Source organism: Flavipsychrobacter stenotrophus, assembly GCF_002954265.1.
GTDB classification, from domain to species: domain Bacteria; phylum Bacteroidota; class Bacteroidia; order Chitinophagales; family Chitinophagaceae; genus Flavipsychrobacter; species Flavipsychrobacter stenotrophus.
On sequence record NZ_PPSL01000002.1, the window covers coordinates 179761 to 200749 of the forward strand.

Annotated in this window: 5 protein-coding genes and 1 tRNA gene; 2 read left to right on the top strand and 4 right to left on the bottom strand. The window is 45.1% G+C overall.

Annotated elements, in window-relative coordinates:
• Window positions 1–9: 9 nt before the first annotated feature.
• The 3 genes from CJD36_RS05940 to CJD36_RS05950 form a co-directional block, all read right to left on the bottom strand.
• Complete coding sequence (locus CJD36_RS05940) at window positions 10–1167, bottom strand: homogentisate 1,2-dioxygenase (RefSeq protein ID WP_105038220.1); 1158 nt, start codon at window positions 1165–1167, stop codon at window positions 10–12.
• A gap of 369 nt (window positions 1168–1536) precedes the next feature.
• Window positions 1537–2265, bottom strand: a complete 729-nt coding sequence (locus CJD36_RS05945; RefSeq protein ID WP_105038221.1) for a tRNA threonylcarbamoyladenosine dehydratase — start codon at window positions 2263–2265, stop codon at window positions 1537–1539.
• Window positions 2265–2918 (bottom strand): TatD family hydrolase, encoded by a 654-nt coding sequence (locus CJD36_RS05950; RefSeq protein ID WP_105038222.1) that lies wholly within the window; start codon window positions 2916–2918, stop codon window positions 2265–2267. The genes CJD36_RS05945 and CJD36_RS05950 overlap by 1 nt, the downstream gene beginning before the upstream one ends.
• A 640-nt stretch (window positions 2919–3558) precedes the next feature.
• On the opposite strand from CJD36_RS05950, the gene CJD36_RS23870 reads away from it, so the two are divergent.
• Window positions 3559–5829 carry an NADP-dependent malic enzyme gene (locus CJD36_RS23870; RefSeq protein ID WP_105038223.1) on the top strand — a complete coding sequence of 757 codons (2271 nt, stop codon included), beginning with the start codon at window positions 3559–3561 and terminating at the stop codon, window positions 5827–5829.
• Window positions 5830–6087: 258 nt separating this feature from the next.
• Window positions 6088–6158: transfer RNA gene (locus CJD36_RS05960), tRNA-Gln, on the top strand.
• Between the two features lie 159 nt (window positions 6159–6317).
• Here CJD36_RS05960 and CJD36_RS05965 read toward each other — a convergent pair.
• The gene (locus CJD36_RS05965) at window positions 6318–20573 is read right to left on the bottom strand and encodes an Ig-like domain-containing protein (protein ID WP_105038224.1); all 14256 of its coding nucleotides are present in this window, start codon (window positions 20571–20573) and stop codon (window positions 6318–6320) included.
• Window positions 20574–20989 lie beyond the last annotated feature (416 nt).

The window sequence follows — 20989 nt, forward strand, 5'->3', positions numbered from 1 at the left end:
TTTAAAATTTTATGCTGTTAACCATGATTTGTAATAGTCGGGAACATCTATCTTCATTGCCTCTTTGGTGATCATCATTGGCTGGAACGGATCTATCATCACAGCTAGCTCCTTGGTTTCCTTAGCACCAATGCTGCGCTCTATAGCACCCGGGTGAGGACCATGTGGAATACCGCCGGGGTGCAGCGTAAGCTGACCCGCCTTTATATTGTTGCGACTCATAAAGTCACCATCTACATAATACAGTATCTCATCACTGTCTATATTACTGTGGTGATAGGGCGCCGGTACGGCTAGCGGATGATAATCATACAAGCGCGGCACAAAAGAGCACACTACAAAATTGCGGCTCTCAAAGGTCTGGTGCACAGGTGGTGGCATGTGTATGCGACCAGTAATTGGCTCAAAATTGAAGATCGAGAACGTATAAGGATAATGATAACCATCCCATCCTGCTACGTCAAACGGATGATACAGATACTCGTAAGGAAAGATGTGTCCCTTCTTTTTGATGTAGATAGCAAACTCACCCTCGGCATCTATGGTCTGCAGATTTTCCGGACGCTTGATGTCCCTTTCACAAAACGGAGAGTGCTCCAGCAACTGACCAAAATCGTTCCTGTAGCGGCGTGGCGTAAATATCGGGTCGAACGATTCTATATACAAGAGCTTATTATCCGGCGTATCAAAAGTGATCTGATACACTGTACCACGCGGTATCACTATATAGTCGCCATACTTGAAAGTAAGTGAACCGTACATGGTGTCCAGGCGGCCACTACCCTTGTGTACGAACAGCATTTCATCAGCATCCGCATTCTTATAAAAATAGTCGGTTGATTCTTGCGGAGCTGCCAGGCCTATATGCATAGCTGCATTTACAAGCAACGTCTTACGGCTTTTCAGATAGTCCTTTTCAGGCGCTACATCAGCACCCATAAAACTCATCGCATTAAGTCCATTATCAATGGCAATCTCCGGCTGCACAGAATATGGTGCACCCTTCTGCCGCACACATGTAGGCGGATGCAAATGATAGACCAATGAAGACAAACCGGCAAAACCCTGTGTGCCTACCAACTCCTCCTGGTATAGCTTCCCGTTGGGTTGGCGGCTTACAATGTGTCGTTTTTCGGGTACTATACCCAGGCTGTGGTAGAATGGCATGATCGTATTTTTCTACAACAAACGTATTTACGACACAAGCGACAAACCATGACTTTAGTCACCGGGAAAAGTGATCATCATCACCCTCCCTCGTAATCCGCTAGAGTGGCTCAACACAGCATTACAAACCTCTAAAAAGTGATAAAAATTAGGTTTTGAACTGTCATTTTCAGAGCCTTTTCCCGACAAAAACAACCGGCATATTAGATTTGCGAACCGGAATTCAATTATGTTCATTCTTATTACAAAGGGCTAAATCTTGCATACGATATACTTACAGGCACACGCTCGACATTGCGGACGGACACAGGCAGATTCGTCGCAAAATCTCTAACCATCATCGCTTATTTGAGACCAATAAAACTAAAGTCAATACACCTCCCCCATCAGATCCCTTATCACCACCGATGTCAGCACCGCACCAAATGTAGCCGGTAGGTAAGACATAGTACCATATGCTGATTTCTTAAAGTTAGATCCGTCAGTCAGAATAAGCGAATCTTTATTGTTCTCCTCTGCAGAGAATACTGTTTTGATACCTTTATAGATACCCACCTTTTTCAGGTTTTTGCGCACCTGCTGGGCAAAAGGGCAATTGTATGTTTTGCCAATATCGGCTACGCGCACCTGCGTTGGATCCATCTTGCCACCTGCCCCCATAGAGCTTACTAATTTCATCCCCGACTTATACGCCGCTATCAGAAACGTCTGTTTAGGTGTAATACTATCTATTGCATCAACAATATAATCCAGCTTTTCATGCAGTAGTGATTCTACTACCTCTGGTTGTATGAACTCCTTTATGATATGCAGTTTCAGTTCCGGGTTGATGTCCATCAGCCTTGCTCCCATTACATCAACCTTACTTTGCCCGTGTGTGGATGTAAGTGCTGGCAATTGCCTGTTTCTATTGGTTGGGTCTACTATATCCCCATCCACTATCGTCATTTCTCCCACTCCCGACCGGCACAAGAACTCTGCAACAAAAGACCCTACACCGCCCATACCTACCACCAGCACATGTGCATTATGTAGCTTGGTAAGGTTTTCATTGCCTATCAATAGTTCTGTACGCGAAAGCCATTTAGTATCTGTCATTATCCTTCAAAATTAAACATCTGGTTAAAATGATATTGTTGGCTCTTTATAAGGTCTTCTACTGGCACATTTCTTATTGCAGCTGCCTTTTCATAAACAGCTTCAATAGAAATATCAGCATCATCGGTCTCTAAAAAAAACTGATCAGAATAGGTATGTTCAAGCACTTCGCCCGCCGGCCAGCTTTCATTGAATATTGCCGCCCCAAACGAAAAGGAATACCCGCTAAACGTCGCTGCTATTGCCGACCTGTTATTGAATCCATGAAGTATCACTGGCACATTGGGTTTATGGCGGGCAAATATTTCTACTATAAGTTCATGAGCCTTTACGCAATGTATGATCAATGGTTTCTGCACCCGGTTGGCCAGTGCTATATGCTTAATGAATATTTCCTTTTGTAGGTCCATTGGTGTCTCCACCAACTTATCAAGGCCACACTCTCCAACGGCCAATACATTTGGCTGCGACGCAAGCCGCTCTACCTGCTCAAACTGATTGGCATAGTCAGTAAGATATCCGGGATGTAGCCCTATACTGTAAAAGAACTCCGGCTGCATCTGATCAAATCCTTCATACAAGCTTTGTATGGAAAATACATGCTCATTTTGCTCTGGTGCTTTGTGTGTATGTATGTTATAGAATCGGGCCATATCCGTAGTAAAGGTATTTCGTTTGCCCGAACCTGCAATCACCTGAGTCGGGCTCGCGCCAGATCCGGAGCATATGTCTCCGACTATCCTTGCACGGAAGGCGGTCACCTACCAACAGCCATCAGACCGGTTCTCTTTGAGCACCTAACCATATCTCCCTCTCCCTTGCCCCCCTTTACCAAATTTCCAGACTGTAGTGTAAACCAGCCGAGTTCGGGTGTAATGAGGTTCGTTTCCAACTACATGGTAAAACATGCTAAATGATTATTTAAAACATAACACTCCGGAATGAAACCTAGAAGTAAATATTACCTTGTACCATTTGCGTTATAGATTCGAAATAATAATCACAGTAAAGAACAGTTGTCTGATACTACCCTGACAAGTTGTAAGTGAAGTATTTCGCGTGAGGGATAGTTGCGAATACACTTAACTTAAAAGGCCTTTTGTAACCTTTAATGAAGCTTAGAATACGAAGACGAAGTACGTTTACGCAAGGTGGGGCACGCCCAAATAGGCGCTGACAAAAAGAAAATACGCTTTGACCTGGCTCTCGCTGGCAGTTAAGGATGCGAATTCTTAACCTTTCCTTAGCGCGTGAATATTCGTAACTTAGTCTCTCAATTTCGCAACACCACTCATGGCTCAACTGATCAGAAAAGAAGACGCCCTGGAATACCATAGTAAAGGCAGACCGGGTAAGATAGAAGTAATACCTACCAAAGAAACCAAAACACAGCGCGACCTGGCGCTGGCCTATAGTCCCGGTGTGGCAGAGCCGTGCCTGGATATAGCGGCCAACCCCGATGATGTGTATAAGTACACCGCCAAGGGCAACCTGGTGGCCGTGATAAGCAATGGCACCGCAGTGCTGGGTCTGGGCGATATAGGCCCCGAGGCCAGTAAGCCGGTGATGGAGGGCAAGGGCCTGCTGTTTAAGATCTATGCCGACATAGATGTGTTTGACATAGAGCTGAATGTAAAAGACCCCGAGGCGTTTATACAGGTAGTAAAGGCGCTGGAACCAACATTTGGCGGCATAAACCTGGAGGACATAAAGGCACCAGAGTGTTTTGAAATTGAGACGCGTCTGAAGGCCGAACTGAAGATACCCATCATGCACGATGACCAGCATGGTACGGCCATAATAAGTGGAGCTGCGCTGCTGAATGCGCTGGATATTGTAGGCAAGAACATTGCCGATGTGAAGATAGTAATAAGCGGTGCGGGTGCATCGGCCATATCTTGCTGTAAGATATACCTGGCGCTGGGTGCACGGGTAGAGAACATGTATATGTTCGACAGCAAGGGGCTGATCATTAAAACGCGCACAGACCTGGATAGTCATAAGACTCAGTTTGCACAAAGCTGCGGCGATATGAGCCTTGAAGACGCCATGAAGGGTGCCGACGTATTTATAGGCCTGAGCAAGGGCGGCGTGGTATCTCAGCAGATGGTGAAGGGCATGGGTACAAAGCCAATTGTGTTTGCGCTGGCTAATCCTAACCCCGAGATAACGTATGATGATGCACTTGCGGCCCGTCCTGATGTGATCATGGCCACCGGTCGCAGCGACTACCCTAACCAGGTAAACAATGTACTAGGCTTTCCATACATATTCCGTGGTGCGCTCGATGTACGTGCATCGGCTATTAATGAAGAGATGAAACTGGCTGCGGTACACGCATTGGCCGCACTGGCCAAAGAGCCCGTGCCCGACCTTGTAAATGTGGCCTACAACGATATTACACTGCAATACGGCCCCACCTACATCATCCCCAAGCCCATGGATCCGCGCCTGCTGGTAACAGTGAGCATGGCCGTGGCAAAGGCAGCTATAGATAGTGGTGTGGCCCGCCTGCCTATTACCGACTGGGAAACCTATGAAAACCAGCTCTACAAGCGCCTGGGCAGTGATGACATCATTCTACGCCACGTGATCAACAAGGCCAAGCAAACACTGAAACGTGTGGTATTCAGCGAGGCCGAAAACATTAAGATACTGAAGGCAGCACAGTTGGCTAAAGATGAAGGTATAGCCATACCTATATTGCTGGGCAATGAGGCGAAGATCCGCAAGATGATCGCCGAGAACAACATTCACCTGGATGATGTAGAGATCATTGACCCTAAGAGCGATGCCGAAGATGCTAACCGCAACGCCTATGGCGAACTATTCTTTGAACAGCGCAAACGCCGCGGCATAAACCTCTACGAGGCAAAGAAGATCATGCGCGAGCGCCCTTACTATGGCTGTATGATGGTAAAGCAGGGCCGTGCCGATGCATTGGTATCCGGCCTTACCCGCAAATATCCTTACACCATAAGACCGGCACTCGAGATAATAGGAATGGAAGAAGGCGCAGGCCGTGTAGCGGGATTGTACATCATGCTCACCAAGAAAGGACCGCTGTTCTTTGCCGATACAACGCTCAATTTTAACCCTACAGAAGATCAGCTGGTAGATATTACCCTTCTTACCGCAAAGGCCGTAGAACACTTTAATATCAAGCCGCGTATAGCCATGCTCTCCTACTCCAACTTCGGTAGTACCACATCGCCCGAAGCACTGACGGTAAGCAATGCTGTGGCCAAGATAAAAGCGCGACATCCCGACCTGATAATAGACGGTGAAGTACAGGCAAGCGTGGCCTTTAACAAGGAACTGCTTAAGGAAAACTATCCTTTCAGCGACTTGGTCAATGAATCGCCCAACGTACTCATCTTCCCTAACCTGGCAGCCGGCAACATAGCCTATCATCTACTGCAGGAAGTAGGCGGTGCAGAAGCAGTAGGGCCTATACTGCTGGGCCTTAAGAAGCCGGTATATGTATTGCAGCTGGGTAGCACCGTTCGCCAGATAGTAAACATAGTGGCCATAGCGGCAATGGAAGCGCAGGTGAAAAGTTAATTTGACAATTCGGCAATTTGACAATTTAACAATGAGGGTAATGCGGAAATGTGATGGAATGTGATGACATGCGGGAACACAATGAAATGTTGTGAAGTGCAGATGAATAGGCAAAGTGAAGAAAACCTATAACGTCAATATACCATTATCTGTATCTACCATCTCATTGACTAATTACCAAATTATCAAATTATCGAATTAGAATTTGGGATTTTTTAAAAAGGTTCTTACATTTGCACTCCCTTCAAGGGAAACGTTAGTCCGATGGTGTAACGGTAGCACCACAGTTTTTGGTACTGTTTGTCTAGGTTCGAATCCTGGTCGGACTACGAGTTAAGAGCTCTTCTGCATATGCAGAAGGGCTTTTTGCTTTTTAGCCAACCATGTATTTACCACCCATACTACCATCCAAAACAGACTTCAACCAAAAGCAAAAAGGGCAGGATACATTGAGTATCCTGCCCTTTGTTTATTGAAACAGTTATTGATTATTCCTTAACCAATCTCTGTGTTACTTTTTGTTCACCCTGTGTAAGTTCTACCATGTAGATACCTGCGGCGAATGTGCTCAACGGAACGCTTACTGTTCCATTCTGCTGTACGCCCAGATCCTGATTGTAGATACTCACACCACTGATGTCCATAACACGCACTGTAACCTTTTCTTTCTTACCTGATGTAAAGCTGATCTTAACATCGTCAGTTGTTGGGTTTGGTGTCATAGTTACTGCAAGTGATTTAACTGCAGCAGGAACATTAGATTTCAATGCCAGTTCGAAACGATCACCCTGTGTGGTCTTATCCTTACCGATAGTGAATGGATATTCTGTACCTGCATTCAGATCAACATACTTTTCAAGCAACTTGTCATGAAGAACCAATGAACCACCTGCAGGAACAACTACGTTGTCGGCACGGATGATGAAGTTTTGCTGGTAGCCACTTGCTATTCCCAGAGGTATCACCTTCTCTGCTACGAACGGACGGCTATCTACTGCAAGGTTCAGATTGTCGGCAGACTTAGTGTAGAAGTTGAAATCAGCTGCACCCATAGGCTTAGCGGCATCCAGCATTCTGTCGTTTTCATCTGTTGCCTTGTCATTGAAGTTGATCTTCAACATATCCCATATGTGGTTCTTCTCGTCATACACACTTAAAGCAGTGTATTGTACAGGAGTCTTATAAAGGTAGTTAGATGTTGAAGCAGACTTGTCAGACTCAGTAAAGTCAATATGAGCACCATCATGATCAGCCTGTACCTGGATACAAGTGTTAGCCTGTACATAGTAAGGAACTGCTGAACCACCAAGGTTAACTGATACGAACTGGCCACCAGCACCCATTGCAGGATCGAAGACAAAGAATGCACCACCCATTACCTGTCCTGCTGCTCTAGCATTAAAGATAACCGTACCCATGTCTACGGGAGAAGCGTACGGATTACCTACCATGTTGAAGCTCTGAAGTGTTGCGGAAACACCCTGTGCCAACGGAATTGAAACGTTACCCTGATTTACATTACCCATCATTTTGAATGTTGTAGATGATGGTGTATAAGCACCAGCCCATCCTGCATAACCCAAACCTTCACCCTTAGCACCTCTGAAGAACAGACGAATACCCTGTCCCGGATGTACCATGTTAGAATCAGCTGCACCTGCATTGATCTTAGTGAATGGCTTCCAACCCGGATCGTATCCAACAGACGAGTTACTTACGTAAGGATCAAGTCTGTAAGCAGAAGGCGCATTAGAAGCAGTAGGTCTGAAACCATTTGCTGTACCACCAGGACCAGTAATATCGATATACGGCTGTAACTGATTCAATAGGATAGTATCGCTGAACGGATGACCGAAGAAACGGTATCTACGGAAACCACCCATTACATACTGGTCAACCTTTACCTTACCTGATATTACAGCACCTGAAGCAGGTATCTCAGCAATACGTGCAGTAGAGTTGGTGTCTGTTGAGGCCAGCTCAAGGCTATCATTTGTTGTAAGCGTACCTACGGTGATAGTGATAGTACTTCCGATAATCATGCGTGAACCTATGTTAATCGTTGCACCATTGCTATTGTTCAATTCCAGGTTGTTGGTAGTACCAATACCTGTGATTGTCTGAGCAGAAGCACCATTCAAGACAACCTTACCAGCACCAAGTACCTGAGCACTATTGTTATAAGAACCGCCAACTTCAACCTTACCAGAACCATCAACAACCAATACACCACCACTGCTAACAGTAAGATTTCTTGTAGTTGCTGTAAAGGCACTTGGTATTACAGGGTTGAATGCAGCTGCCTGAATTGATACATCATCAGCAACTGTAGGTACGAAACCACAACTCCAGTTGGTTGTTCTGTTCCACTCAGACTCATGACCTGCACCGCCTGTACCACCTACCCAAGCCATAGGCGTAGGATCGATAGTGATAGTTGTACCAACAGTAGTAGTACAAACTGCATTGTGCGCATCGATGATGAGATAGTTATGAGCAGAAGTTATCAAACCAGTAGATAGATTGTGCGTAGTTCCGCTGAATGTGAAGCTGGTTGCAGCTGCACCATCCTTACTGTAAGAAACTGTAGCACTATCAGTACCTGTGAAGTCGATACTACCTGCATAACCCATACAAGGAACGTTGACTGCAGATACTGTAACAACAGGATTAGAATGAACGATTGTATGTACCGGATAAGGAGCACTTGTACAAGCAGCATTAGATAGTGTTAGTGTACCATCGAATGAACCTGCACCACCTGCCGGATTGTAGATCAATGTAACAGATGAACCTGACAAAGTAGCACCTGAGATATTGCTGAATCCGCCGTCAGACAATGCTGTTGCATCCCATGCAACACTATATGTAGTAGGCGCACCAACTATTGTACTAATACCAATCGATGCAGAAGCAGTAGGTTGGCAGATGTTTGGCATAGCAGCACTTACTGATGCAGAAGGCGTAGTATTGATAGTATCTGCACCATTCATTGTACTTATACAACCTACCGCACTTGTTGCTTTCACAAAGTACGTACCATTGGCGGTCACCGGCGCGAACGCAAGTGTTGTTGAAGTACCTGTTTGTGTAGCTATAACCGTAGAAGGCGATTTGATCAATGAATAGTTGATAACAGAAGTCTGTGAGTTATTCAAACCAACCGCTATACCTGTAGCGGTACAACCATTACCACCGGTAACATTGTAAACAACAGGATAATCATTAACAGTTACTGTACCTGTTTGTACCGGAGCACTTGTACAACCTGCACCTGGGTAAGTAACCGTGAGGCTATACTGGCCGGTAGCAGAAGCATCTGGAACAGTATATGTAACTGCAGTAGCAGTACCAGTTGTAGCATAACCTGCAGGACCACTCCAGTTGTATGAAGTAAGACCACCTGTACCAGTTACAGAACCAGCTGTAAGTGTGAATGCTGAACCAGCACACAACGTAGTAGCAGATGAAGTAACCAGAGAAACAGTAGGCAAAGAATTAACTGTTATTGCTGTAATACCAGGATTACCACAACCAGCAGTGTAAGAGATGATAGCACTACCAGCACCAACACCTGTTACAACACCTGTAGATGAATTCACAGTAGCCACCGCTGTATTAGATGATGACCATGCACCACCGGGAACAGTATTCGTGTTAGCCATTGTAGTAGTTCCACCAGGGCATAATGTAGTAGCACCCGCTGTGTTAGTACCCGGAGTTGGGTTAACTGTCATTACATTTTCAACAGGAGCACCGCATGCGCCAGTGTAACTGATCGTAACTGTAGAAGAAGATGTTATTGAAGCAACCGAAGAAACAATACCGGTAGCAGTAACTGTAGCAACCGAAGGCGTTGAAGTACTCCATGTACCACCTGCTGTTGCATCAGTTAATGTTGTAACTGATGTATTGTTCCTGATCATCAGACTATCAAGATACATATTGTTACCCGCTGCGCTCACACCCTTGATAACTACATAGTTAGTAGCACCAGAGATAGTAGCAGGGATAGTATAGGTAACTTTCTGCCAGCTTGCAGCACCAACTGTACCGGTAAAGGCAGTAGTTAATGTTCTAGAGCGGCATACGCTACCGATTCTTGTACCACCAATAGTAGGTGTAGTATTTACATAAACCGCGATACTATCGTAGTTAGACGCTACACCAGCAGTTCCATCACGATACATGTAGAAGCTTACGCGACCACCATTTGCACCTGTAAGATCGAATGCAGGAGAAACCAATGCAGCAGTATTACCTGCAGTAATAGTGTTGCTACCGAACATAACCACATTAGTACCGCCACCTGTTGGCACACCACTTGTAGGGTTTGTAGTAGAAGCACCTACCATAGAACTGAAATAACCATTTGCAGCACCAACACCCTGAACATAGCTCCAACCATCAACAGGAGAACCTGAAGTAGAAGGAACACCACTTTCGAAACTTGTAAGTACAAGTGGCGAAGGAGAAGAACATATTGTGCTTGCACCAACTATAGGGTCAGTAGTACCATCGATGTCTATGATTTTAATAGCATCAGTACCGCAACCATTACCATATGTGATAGTAACAGAATTACCAGACACACCTGTTAAGGCCGCCGTAACAACACCAGAGAACGAACCAACTGTAGCAACTGTAGGATCACTTGTACTCCATGTACCGCCACCAACAGTATTGGTAAGGTTGGTAGTACTTGTAAATGCAGGTGAAGAAGTAGTAGGACACATTGAAGACGCACCAACAATAGCAGCAGGAGGAGCCTTAACAGTGATAGAAGTACCTACTGCATTACCGCAACCGTTAGAGTAGCTGATAGTAGTAGTACCCGCACCAACACCAAACAACTGACCAGTGTTAGCATCTATAGTAGCTACGGCAGTGTTAACAACACTCCAAGTACCACCAGTTGCAGAGTTACTTGCAGTAATAGAAGCACCGATACAGAAAGAAGAGATACCGGTGATAGCACCAGGTGTGCCCTTGATAGTAACCGGTGTACCTACACTTGCAGAACAAGCTGTGTAAGAGATATTAGCGGTACCGGCGGCAACAGCCGTCATAATACCTGAAGAAGCGTTAACTGAAGCAATTGAGCTTGCAGTAGTTGCCCATGAGCCACCGGCGGTAGCATCTGTAAGCAATGTTCTGAATTTATTCGCTACCACCAGCACATTATCAACTCCCATCCAGTTACCACCATTAGAGCTATAGTAAACTCTAAGCATAACATTAGACTGATTAAGAGCAGCTGCAGGCAGATTAGTAGTGTAAGTAGGTGTAGCTGAGGTCCATGTAGCAGTACCAAATGTAGTACCACCGGTAGACGCCAGATTAGACCATGAACTACCACCGTTAGTAGAGTAATCAAGTGTAACCACATCACCAGACAATGCACTATAATACAGGTTCAATGAAACTGTAGCTATAGTCATGCTTGAAGTAGAGAATGAAGGAGACCTTAACTCTGTAACCGCAACACCTGAACCATAAGTATTAGGCACTGCCTGAGCAAAGTTGGTACCATCACCGGTGATGAGGCCGCTGAACCCAGGAGATGCAGCGATCTGGAAATAAGAAGTACTGTTTCCTGAAGTGTTGACCACAGACCATGTACCACCTGTAGCACCAGTAAGTGAAGTAAAGTTCTGATCTATCAGCGTAGTAGTACCTGTAGAAGGCACACACAATGTAGTAGTACCAGAAATAGCTCCAGGTGAACCAGAAACTACTACAGACGAAGTAGCAGCGGTACAACCATTGTTATAAGATATAGTAACCGGTGTACCGGTAACAAGGAACGACGTCATAACACCGGTTGAAGCATTGATAGACACAACGGTAGGCGCTGTAGTAGACCATGTACCACCTGTAGTGGTATTGGTAAGCGTAGCAGAAGAGCTGGTACACAATGAAGTAGCACCAACAATAGCTGCCGGCTGAGCCAATACAGTTAAAGTATATGGCGGAGGCGTACCGCAAGCAGTAACATAAGTAATATCTGCTGTACCTGTACCAACACCAGTTACCACACCGGTAGATGGGTTAACTGTAGCCACAGATGTATTAGAACTAGACCATGTACCACCAGCAGAACTGTTTGACAGCGTCATAGACGTACTTGCGCAAAGTGTAGTTGAAGCACCTGTGATAGAACCCGGAGCCGGTGTAACGGTGATCGTTTTCACAACGCCACCACATGATGTAGTATAGCTGATATTAGAAGAACCTGCCGCAACACCAAACACAGTACCACCTGAAACCGTAGCCGCTGCTGAATTGGTCGATGACCAAGATCCACCAGGAGTAGCATCAGTATACACAGTTGAAGGAGCGTATTTAGCCTGAAGCTTAAAGTTATCAAGATACCAAAGAGATCCTGTACCAGCAGAAATACCCGAAGCCTTCCACCTTAACAAAGTAGCAGCGTTACCCAATGCACCGGCAGGTAATGTTACACTACCGTTTGGCGTCGCAGAAGACCATGTTGTAGTACCAGTACTTGCACTGTAGGTTGTTATCGTAGTCCAGCTAGATCCACCATTAGTAGAATAGTCAACGGTAGTACTCACCGCTGCAGCATATACCAGATAATGATTGAATGTAACGGTAGCTGATGTCATACCAACTGTAGAGAATGAAGGCGTGATCAACTCAACATTTGCACCAGAAGCTGGCGCACTTGTAGGCGAGCTGGCCAGGTAAACCGAACCATCACCAATACCACCACCGGTAGTACGATTGAATCCGCAGGCAAAGTTACCTGCATTTACGCTCATGTTCCATGTACCACCAAGTGATCCTGTATATGATGTATTGAAGTTATTGATCAATACATCGGTAGCTGTAGCCAAAGGCGCACATAACGTAGTAGAACCAACAATAGGAGCCGTAGCACCGCCACCACCTACAGTAACTGTAGTTGTTGCAGAGCCGCAAGTACCTGTAAACGTAATTATCGAAGATGTGCCTGAAGCACCGGCTGCACCATTAACACCAGTTGATGAGTTAACTGTAACAGCAGCAGGCGTAGCAGATGACCATGTACCAGTTGCAGTATTCAACAACTGACCAAGGTTACCTGTACTTGTAGGGCAAAGTGCAGTAGAACCTGTAATAGCGGTTGGTGCGGCAATTACAGTAACCAACTTAACAGTAGATGCACCGCAACTGCTACCATAAGCAATGTAAGAAGTACCGCCAGCCAAACCAGTAACCGCACCTGTAGAAGGGTTAACTGTTGCAACAGTAGGGCTAAGACTGCTCCATGTACCACCTGTAGAAGCATTAGTTAAAGTAATAGTAGCACCTACGCATACCGAGCTACTACCACCTACCGGCGCAGGCGCCGCATTGATAGTTACCGGGGTAAATGTAGTTCCACAAGGAGTAGTATATGTAATATTAGTTGTACCACCGGCAACACCTGTCATTACACCTGTGCTACTGTTGATGGTTGCAATGGCAGTATTACCAGAGCTCCAAGGAGTGGCACCTGCAGGCGTAGCGTCTGTAAGTGTAGAAGTTGGCGCAATTGAAGGGCCAATGATCTTCACATTGTCCATAGCCCAATAGAAGCCCCATGATGACTGGTAGTAGAACCTGATCTGAACATTAGGCTGGCCAACCGCATCTGAAGGTATAGCTATAGAATAGTTAGGCGTACCCGCAGTCCATGAAGTAGCTCCTGAAGAACCACCATAGAAAGAAGCAAGGTTATTCCAGGCAGTACCACCATCTGTAGTATACTGGATCAACAAAGCCGCATCCCAAACAGAATTAGACAAACCATACTCATTGAATGTAAGCGTTGCAGTTGTAAGACCTACAGTAGAGAACGTAGGCGAAGTAATATAAGATTTGATCGTAGTACCACTACCTTCAGCATCGGCATTTGCACCAATGAAGTTGCTACCGTCACCAGTAACAGTGGTATTGGTCCATGTACCTGCTGTAGGTGATGCCGGAACTAATCTCCAGTTATTAGTAGAAGCCGGATTAGAACCATAGCTTCTGATAGTCCAAAGACCACCAGAAGGTATCTGGCCTACTGTATCATTAAAGTTCTGAGACAATACTGTAGGTGTACCTGAAGCACATAGACTTGTAGTACCTGATATAGATGCAGGAGTAGAAGAAACGGTAACTACTTTTCCTACCGAACCGCAAGTGTTTGTATAAGATACAGTAACCGTACCAACCGAAGCAGTAGAGGTAAGCACACCTGTAGCAGTGTTGATGCTACCGCTACCTGTTGCAGATGTAGATGACCAAGGGTTTGCACCGCCCGGTACTGTATTAGTAAGAGTAGTAGTATTAGAAGTACACATTATTGATGCGCCACCAATAGCTGCCGGCAACGGTGTAATGGTTTCAGACGCTGTTACGGCGTTACAACCAGTAGTTACATAACTAATAGTAGTAGTACCACCGGCTACACCACCTACCTCACCGGTAGTGGCATCAACTGTTGCGATAGCCGTATTATTACTCACCCATGTACCACCAGGTAATGAGTTGGTTAAGGTAGCAGAGGTAGCCTGGCAAATAGTACCGAAGCCGCCTATTGCACCAGGTGCAGGGTTAACATTTACATCTCTGTAAACATCAGCACCACAACCATTACCATAAGTGATTGTAGCAGTACCCGCAGATACACCCGTTACCACTCCGGTAGATGAATTGACAGTAGCAATAGAACCAAATACACCATGAGACCATGTACCACCCAGTGAAGCTTCAGACAACGTAGTGGTCTGACCAATACACGCATCAACAGTAGTTAATGGCGTAATGTCAACAGGAGCATCATTAACAGAGAATGAAATAGTAGCAGGTGCACCGCAACCAGTAGCATAGGTAAATGTGGTGCTACCACCAGCAATAGTAGTTATAACACCGGTTGAAGCATTTATGCTTGCAACGGTAGGGCTAGAAGATGTCCATGTACCACCTGGTGTGCCATTAGACAGGGTAGCAGTACCACCCATACATAATGAAGTAACAGTAGGCGTAACACTAATAGCGGTAGGTGCCGGATTAACCACCACGTTTCTTGTAGTAGTAGTACCGCAAAGATTGGTGAAAGTAATAACCGCAGTACCTGCAGAAACACCTGTTACCGCGCCTGTTGATGAATTGACAGTAGCGATAGCACCATATGAACCATGAGACCATGTACCGCTACCTGCAGTAACCTGATCGATAGACAATGTAGTGGATACACCTATACATGCTGTAACAGTGGCCGGTGTGATAGATGGTAACACAGCAGGGTAGTTATATACAGTAGTAGTAGCAGTAGCATTACAACCTGAAGTAGGGTTAGTTGCAGTTACAGAATAGGTAGTAGTACCCGTTACTGAAGCTGAAGTAACTGCTGAAGCTGTAGACGCTACACCTGATGTAGGTGTCCAGGCATAAGTACCACCGGTAAGTGGAATAGAGAAACGGTAACCGGTATTAGTAAGACCTGTAGCATTAACACTTGCTGCTCCGAAAGGACTTGCATAAAGCGTACCACCAGCATTCTGAATACCTACGTTAGAGGTATTTACTGCTGATTTACGGGCGATCATCAGATCGACAATATTACTTGTTTCATAAAGAATGATCTGACCATCGAATGCAAGGTCAGTAGAACCAAACGTGCTTACATCTTTGAAATAAACTACAAAACTACGGTTTGGTGAAGTACCAAAGGTTTCATATTGTATTGCTGTCAAGGCGTTCAGATCTCTTCCGAAAAGTAATATAGCTGGGTTAGAGTTACCATTACTTGGTAAATTATTAGGGCTATAGTTAGTTGCCGGAATAGCGTTACCCAATGTCATGAAACCATTACACTGCAATGAGAATTGAGTATAGTTAGTACCAAAGAAATTGAACGTAAATGGCAAAGACAGTGCAGCAGAGTTTGTTTCATCTCCACTAACTGATGTTACAGCAGCACCGGTTAGCGTTCTATACGCAAATGGAACAGATGTAACGGTGTAGCTGGTACCTGAAGCAATGTAGCCTGCACCGGTAAGCGTAACAGGACTACCTGCGCAAACCGTGAACGACGATGCTGTAGCAGTAGCAGAAACTGCGCTGCCTACACCAACTGATTTAGTAAGTGTAGCCGTACAACCTGTTGCAGATGTACCGGTAATAGTATAAGTGATGGCAGAACCGGCAGTACTTACCACCGATGCACCTGTAGTAGCAGACAAGCTGGTATTAGGTGCCCATGAATAAGTGGATGCACCAGATGCCGTAAGCGTAACGCCAATGCCGCTACAAACTGCTGCGGTAGCAGGGCTTGCAGCCAATGAAGGGCTACCATTGACAGTGATGTTACGCACAACGTAACAACCTGTAGAAGTATTAGTATAAGTAATAGTAGCTGTACCAATAGAAAGAGCAGCTATAACACCTGTAGAAGAGTTAACACTTGCTACAGCTGGTGCACTTGAAGACCATGTATTACCACCTGATGAAGTCCAGGTGGTAGAGAAACCTGTACACAATGCTGTTACACCACCGCTGATAGGCGCAGGTGTAATATTATTAATGGTAACAGTTGTATTATTAGTGCATGTACCGTCTGAAGCAGTTACTGTATAAATAGTAGTAGTAGCAGCAGGGCTGGCATTTACAGATGCTGTATTTGTGGCATCCAATCCTGAAGAAGGACTCCAAGAGTAGTTGATTGCCGAACCTGTATTAGAAGCAGTAAGTGGCAATGCAGTGCCGGAATTGCAATAATTCGTACCAGATGGTGTAGCTACTGAAACAGTGAAACCACCATTTGCCACATTGACAAGGTAAGTAGCACTGCCACCACAAGTAGGATTGTCGTAAGTAATGGTTGTTGATGAACCAGCAATAACACCATAAACCACACCTGCCTGATCTACAGTAGCCACTGAAGGATCGCTGCTAGACCATGTACCACCTGAACCACCCTGTGTAAGATTCATAGAACCAGGTAAACACAATGTAGCAGAAGGCCCGGTAATAACAGTAGTAGCACCATTGAAAGTAACAGAAGTTGTACCAGTGCCCACGCAACCAGCAGCTGTAGTACCTGTAACTGTGTATGTAGTGGTAGCTGACGGTGAAGCATTTACAGAAGTACCCGCAGATGAGCTTAAAGTAGCAAATGGAGCCCATGTGTAAGTAGAACCACCTGAACCGGTAATAGCAACCGGTGATCCTGAACTACAATAAGTAGCTGATGATGCTGTTATAACCGGCACAGGATTAATAGTTTTAGTACCTGTACCTAAGCAACCGTTAACACTTGTACCTGTAGCAGTATAAGTAATAGCAGTAACCGGAGTGGCAGTAACAGTAGCACCGGTTGTAGCACTTATAGTAGTATTGGGTGCCCATGTGTAGGAAACCGCACCACTTGCTGTCATTGGTACATTATAACAAGGTGTAGCTGCAGAAATACTAACCGTAGGCAATGGATAATTACCTACTGCAACTGTACCTGTACCTGAACAACCTGCTGTGCTGGTAACCGTAAGAGAATAAGTAGTCGGAGAGGAAACAGTAGCAGCTGTAGTACCTCCCGCTGTAGATGTAACACCAGATGTAGGTGTCCATGCGTATGTAGGTGAAGTAACCGGCATAGAGAAACGGTAACCGGTATTGGTAAGACCTGTAGCGTTAACGCTTGCAGCGCCAAACGGACTTGCATATAGTGTACCTGTAGCATCCTGTATACCAACATTACAAGTAGATGTTGATGACTTGCGGGCAATCATCAGGTCTATGACATTGATCGTTTCATAAAGAATGATCTGACCATCAAACGCAAGGTCTGTTGAACCATATGTACTTACATCTTTAAAGTAAACCACAAAACTACGGTTAGGCGCAGTACCAAATGTCTCATACCTTAAGGCTGTAACCGCATTAAGATCTCGGCCAAATATCATTATAGCTGGCCTAGGCGCAGCAGTATTAGGAAGATTGGAAGCACTATAGTTAGTAGCAGGAATTGTGCTACCTAATGTCATGAAACCGTTACACTGCAAAGAGAACGTAGTATAGTTAGTACCGAAGAAATTGAAGGTAAATGGCAAAGACAGCGCAGCAGAGTTTGTTTCATCTCCGCTAACTGATGTTACTGCCGCACCCGTTAAAGTTGCAAGGCTAAATGGAATAGTTGTAACTGTGTAGCTGGTGCCACTGGTAAAATAGCCGGCACCGCTAAGGGTAACATTACCACCCGGACAAACAGAAGCAGATGTAGTTGCGGCAAGAACTGCAACACCTGTACCCACGCCCACTGCCTTAGTAAGTGTGCTGGTACAACCGGCAACTGATGTGCCAGTTATAGTGTAGGTAATGGCACTTGCAGCGGTAGTAAAGACCGTTGAACCCGTTGTAGCTGATAGTGAGGTATTAGGTGCCCAAGAATAAGTTGGTGCGCCCGATGCAGTAAGTGTTACACCTACTCCGCCGCAAACTACAGCACTTGCTGGTGTAGCGCTCAAAACCGGAGTAGCATTTACATTTATATCTCTTGTTACAATACAACCAGATGATGTATTGACGAACTGAATAGTTGCGACACCGCCACTACCGGAGAGCACACCAGTTACAACACCAGCAGCGCTAACCGTTGCTATGGCAGTATTAAGGCTCGACCATGTACCGGCACCCATAGTTGCTGACCAGGTTGTACTTGCTCCCTGACAAATAGTAACAGTACCCCCTGAAATAACCGGGGTAACATTATTAACCGTCACTAAACCCGACTGTGCATGGCATTGTGAAGTAGGATTGGTCGCAAATACATAATAATAAGTAGTTGCGGCCGAAGGGGTTGAAACCACTGTACTTGTTGATGTACTGCTTAACCCAACGGCAGTGCCACCTGCACCATCAGTCCATAAAAATTGGGTAGCACCTGCACCAGAAGGAGTGGCGGTTAAAGTTATGCCGGCACCCGTAGCACAATAATTAGCCGTGGACGGTGAAGCAGACAATGTAAAACCGACGCCTGCTACTATTACCGGCTTAGTTAAAGTAACCGAGCAGCCGGCATCGACATATGAAATAATTGCAGTACCGGTAGACACACCATATACTGTACCTGTGGCAGACCCCACTGTGGCAACAGCCAGATCACTACTGGAATAACTACCAAGTGCTCCGGATGCGTACACTAAAGGACTAGGTGTCATGGCCGCAAAATAATAAACAGTACCTGGATAGCACACAGTATCACCACCGGATGGAACGGATCCGCCAACAGTAACATCTATAAATGTTGGCACCGGGTCATAAGTTACTGTCGATGTAGCTGTTGACGTACAACTACCTAATGAAGCAACAACCGTATAGGTAGTAGTGACTGAAGGACTCGCCCCCACCGTAGGACTACCCGAAGAACTAACAGAAGATGTTAAAGAAGCTGCGGGCGCCCAAACAAATGATGTACCTGTGCCTGCTGGTGTCAGCGTTACGGGTCCATTGACATTGTTACTACAATAGTAGGTAGTACTCCGGGTAACAGTTGGTGTTGTTGGCAATGGAGCAACAGTTATTGTCTGATCGACCGCACACCCGGCCAAACTTGTATATCTCGCGGTAACAGTACCCGCAGATGTTCCGGTATATCTACCAGTTGCACCAACTACACTAGCCGCTCCGGTACCACCGGCAACAACACTCCAGGTTCCACCAGATGGTGTTGCCGATAAAGTAATAGCTGTACCACTACAAAATGTAAAAGAACCTGTAGAACTCGCTACACCACTTGGTGTAGGGTTAACTGTAACAAGCGCTGTTCCGGTAACCGTACAGTTTCCTCGCGCTGCTGTAACTATATAACTACCTGCACTAGCAGGAGCAACAGTAAAGCTGGAAGGATTTTGTGAAGCTGCATTAAATGAGTTAGGACCACTCCATGAATAAGTAGCACCAGTAAGTGTGTTGGCAGTAAGTGCAAGCGTTGCACCCTCGCACAACGTGGCTGGTGTAGCAGTAGCGGTAACAGCAGGGCAATAAGAGAATGTAAGACCTGAAGTAGGAAGAGTTGTACCGGCTATCTGTGAAACCATAGCAGCAACAGCAGCCGATGTGCGGGATGTAGAAGCAGAAGAGCTATTCCAGTTTCCACTGGTCAAAACAGAGCGACCAACCCAGTTATTGGCTGTAGCACTTGGCCCCCAAATACCGCAATAACCTGCGAGAGTAGCATAGTTCCCTGTAAAAGACCCATACACCATCTGTATCATATTAGATGTTTCGTATAACCTGATCTGAAAATTCCATACCTGCGTTCCTCCATAATGCCTACAGTTAGGCCACTCCACAACAAATATTCTGTTAGGTGAAGTACCCAATACAGACTTTCTTACAGGCAACGCGCCGGTAGTATTGTACTGTAGATCCTGAGCATTCGCCCCTATCGTAAAAATACCCGCAGTATTAGTCGTGTTAGGCGTGTACGTATAGTTTGTTGTTCCACCAAATTCAATATAGCCGTTTGATGAAACAAAAACATTGGCATTAGCAGCAAATGCCGTTCCCATCACATTAAATGCAAATGGTATTGTGGTAGAAGTTGTTCCATCGTCCCACGATGAGAGGAGCGCTACATACAGCGGATCGCCTGTTGTAACAGCTGTGTAAGTCGTAGATGACTGAGCAAAACTGTAAAACGAACTCTGCGCAAAACCTGTAAAAACGGTTAGGCAGCTAACAACGAGAAAGAGGTATATCTTCTTCATACTCACAAATTTTAAATTCTTCAAAATGGGTATACTTTAAACAATAATTAACACCCCGAAAGGACGGAGTGTAGAATTTATTCGCAAACTATAGAATTATAAACTTAAAAACAAATAATTGTTATGAATTTTTAATTTTCAGTAAATAATATCTATAACTATTAAACAATGTAACCTTTATAATACCTATTAGTTAGTTTTTACAACAACATATGATTATCAACAGTTTGTAAATAGCCGATATAATATTTGTTACGTAATTATTAGCTTTTAGTTATAAACCAAAGTTAATGCATAATGCATATCAAAAAACAACCATTAACGAAAAAACAACTAAAAATATTTGGGTTACATTTATCTACATGTGTAAGTGCGTTTTCAGCCTGCTTATGCAAGACACAAAAATGAGTATTGGC

Coding starts and splice junctions, on each gene's coding strand:
- CJD36_RS23870 (WP_105038223.1), top strand. CDS start 3,559: ATGGCTCAACTGATCAGAAAAGAAGACGCCCTGGAATACCATAGTAAA.
- CJD36_RS05965 (WP_105038224.1), bottom strand. CDS start 20,573: ATGAAGAAGATATACCTCTTTCTCGTTGTTAGCTGCCTAACCGTTTTT.
- CJD36_RS05950 (WP_105038222.1), bottom strand. CDS start 2,918: ATGGCCCGATTCTATAACATACATACACACAAAGCACCAGAGCAAAAT.
- CJD36_RS05945 (WP_105038221.1), bottom strand. CDS start 2,265: ATGACAGATACTAAATGGCTTTCGCGTACAGAACTATTGATAGGCAAT.
- CJD36_RS05940 (WP_105038220.1), bottom strand. CDS start 1,167: ATGCCATTCTACCACAGCCTGGGTATAGTACCCGAAAAACGACACATT.